The sequence below is a fragment of the Klebsiella sp. OBRC7 genome, assembly GCF_000293135.1.
Taxonomy (GTDB): Bacteria; Pseudomonadota; Gammaproteobacteria; order Enterobacterales; family Enterobacteriaceae; genus Klebsiella; species Klebsiella michiganensis.
Genome location: NZ_ALNJ01000065.1, coordinates 1 through 2,826, shown reverse-complemented (window position 1 = coordinate 2,826; position 2,826 = coordinate 1). Strand labels below are relative to the sequence as shown.

Below are 2,826 nucleotides of genomic sequence, written 5' to 3'. Positions count from 1 at the left end.
GTTACAGATGGCACTCTGGCGGCGTAAACGCCCGAAAAACGTTATCGTTCATACGGATCGCGGCGGACAGTACTGTTCAGCAGATTATCAGGCATTGCTGAAGCGGCACAGTCTGCGTGGCAGCATGAGCGCAAAAGGTTGTTGCTACGATAATGCGTGTGCGGAAAGCTTCTTTCATTCACTGAAAGTGGAATGTATCCACGGTGAACGCTTTATCAGCCGTGAAATAATGCGGACGACGGTGTTTAATTATATCGAGTGTGATTACAATCGGTGGCGTCGTCACAGTGCCTGTGGCGGTCTCAGCCCGGAACAGTTTGAAAACGAAAACCTCGCTTAGGGCTGTGTCCACATTACGTGGGTAGGATCACATTACGTAAATTTTCATTCATAATTTAGCCACTTTGTTAGGGGTGGTTGACCAAATCAACATGCCTTTTTATTAACGAAACCTTAACTTATCGGAACTAAACAATACTCTTTAATCAGAGAATGGTATCTAAACCTATAGTACATCACATCAGTAATATGAAGAGATTACCATGAAGAAGTGTTTTTCCAGCCAAGAGATCATCAGTATGTTTCAGTGAAGCACGAAGCGGGTATATCCGCCCCGTGCAACATCAATAGGACTTAGCTTATGTTGAGGCAATGTAGCATCGGTAAGCATGTTTGCGACCCCAACATTTTTATATGTACTGAGCAGATAAGATAACGTATTATAATTTCTTCACCAGGGCATAACTATCCATTCTAATACAAGCAGCTATATCATGTCAGTTCCGGGATATCTTTCCAGCATATCTACTTTCTCCTGATAGTTCCCGGTTCAGTCAACGCCAAGTTTATTATGGTATTTTCTCATCATACTGCCCAGTTTCTGTGCTGCAATTTTCCCAGCGTCAAGACCTTCCTTTTCAGCGGTACTTTCAACAGCAGTTACCTCATCAATCAGAAGTGACATACCTGCAACATACGTTTCCCTGTCATACCCCTCTACCGGGCCGTTCAAGATGGACTCTGCTGTTGATTTCAGATCCTGCATATCTTTCCTGAAAGATGTAACGTCCTCCTCCTTAAGTGCTGCGCGGTAGCTTTTATTCATCATCTTCATGGCATGTTCAACACCGTCAGAACCAGCTATTACACTGGTAGATAAAACAAGGGCTGTTCCTATTATAACACTATGCATAATTTTTCTCATAATAACCCCACATTGTTTACTATCATTTAAAAAAATCACAATCCGAAGACGTAACATTGAGCAAAGAAAATAATTATTTGCCAATTTCCCCGAAGAAAATCAGCATTAAAATTATTGTTTATGATTATTTACACTTCCATAATCAAGGCCACTTACCTCCTTAAAAAAAGGGTCAACATGCGTCATGACATTTAATACATGATGATTATCTAAAACTGATTTCCTGGCTAAAACAGCAATGTCATGCCCTACTTTCACTGATAAATTACCATTAATTTCCAGATGAACATCAACAACAACAAGATCTCCCATTTTACGGGTTTTGAGATCATGGATACCTTCAACTCCAGGCGTTGACAATAATGTGGTTTTTATTTTATTTTCAGTTTCAATATCCACGGATCTGTCCATCAAGTCATGAAGCGAATCTGACATAAATGAATATCCCATTCTGGTTACAATCAGTCCGACAACCATTGCAGCAACTGGGTCGAGTAATTTAAAACCTGATAAGTTCCCAATAATACCAATAGCCACAACCAAAGACGAAGCGGCATCAGAGCGTGCATGCCAGGCATTAGCGACCAGCATAGTGGATTTTACTCGGGTTGCTACGGCAAGCATATAGCGAAAAAGAAGCTCTTTGATAACCAGTGCGGCTAAAGCCACCCACAGAGCAACAATATGTACCTGAGGAATATCATCTGGTTGTTTCATTTTATTTACTGCTGACCATAACATGCCGATGCCAACAATAAATAAAATTGTCCCCAGAATTAATGATGCACCATTTTCATAACGATGATGACCGTAGTGATGGTCATCATCGGGATTTTTTTTACTTTTATGGTTTGCAATGAGTACAACAAAGTCTGAGACTAAATCAGACAGGGAATGAATACCATCCGCGATAAGTCCCTGAGATCCAGAAAATATACCAGTAATCACCTGCCCGGATGTCAGAAAACAATTAACAAGCACACTAACCCACGTACTTTTACGGGCCGCGATGAAACGCTCATGAGAACTAATATCAATATCATCCGTAAATTTGTTTACCTGCATCAGAAACTCCTTATAACAGCATCAACAGTTAATACTAAACAGACTATCCTTCCCGGACAGGTTCTGTGGCGAAAATATAATAATTGGTGAGATTTATTCCTGTAAAGGACGTGCCATGTTTGTGATGACATTCATTTATCATAATTTTTAAACATTAATTTATTCTTAACAGAATATGAAAAAATTGACAGTTACCACTGACCTGCCCCCACGATTAGATACAACACTCAGTTAGTAACGTCGGAATCTTCATTCTCAGAATGACCCTTTCTCCAGCCCGCTGCAAATTCAGACGGTGTCTGATAATTCAGCGTGGAGTGCGGGCGGCATTCGTTATAATCCTGCCGCCAGTCATTAATAATTTTCCTGGCATGAACGATATCGCTGAACCAGTGCTCATTCAAACATTCATCGCGAAATCGTCCGTTAAAGCTCTCAATAAATCCGTTCTGCGTTGGCTTGCCCGGCTGGATTAAGCGCAACTCAACACCATGCTCAAAGGCCCATTGATCCAGTGCACGGCAAGTGAACTCCGGCCCCTGGTCAGTTCTTATCGT

4 protein-coding genes are annotated in these 2,826 nt (G+C 41.3%); 1 reads left to right on the top strand and 3 read right to left on the bottom strand.

Features of this window, described 5'->3' with window-relative positions; all coding sequences use genetic code 11:
* Positions 1–340, top strand: a 340-nt coding sequence (locus HMPREF1144_RS13615) for an IS3 family transposase (RefSeq protein ID WP_042927721.1), incomplete at its 5' end; no start/stop codon positions are given.
* Between the two features lie 489 nt (positions 341–829).
* Here HMPREF1144_RS13615 and HMPREF1144_RS13610 read toward each other — a convergent pair.
* The 3 genes from HMPREF1144_RS13610 to HMPREF1144_RS13600 form a co-directional block, all read right to left on the bottom strand.
* Positions 830–1,204: a cytochrome b562 gene (locus tag HMPREF1144_RS13610; RefSeq protein ID WP_011977761.1), complete on the bottom strand. Its 375-nt coding sequence runs from the start codon at positions 1,202–1,204 to the stop codon at positions 830–832.
* 111 nt (positions 1,205–1,315) lie between these two features.
* The gene (locus HMPREF1144_RS13605) at positions 1,316–2,269 is read right to left on the bottom strand and encodes a cation diffusion facilitator family transporter (protein WP_001198018.1); all 954 of its coding nucleotides are present in this window, start codon (positions 2,267–2,269) and stop codon (positions 1,316–1,318) included.
* 227 nt (positions 2,270–2,496) lie between these two features.
* Positions 2,497–2,826 (bottom strand): integrase core domain-containing protein (locus HMPREF1144_RS13600; RefSeq protein ID WP_024209613.1); only part of this gene is annotated, 330 nt, incomplete at its 5' end.

Excerpts from the sequence above, each read along its gene's own strand:
- HMPREF1144_RS13610 (WP_011977761.1), bottom strand. The coding sequence starts at position 1,204 with ATGAGAAAAATTATGCATAGTGTTATAATAGGAACAGCCCTTGTTTTA.
- HMPREF1144_RS13605 (WP_001198018.1), bottom strand. The coding sequence starts at position 2,269 with ATGCAGGTAAACAAATTTACGGATGATATTGATATTAGTTCTCATGAG.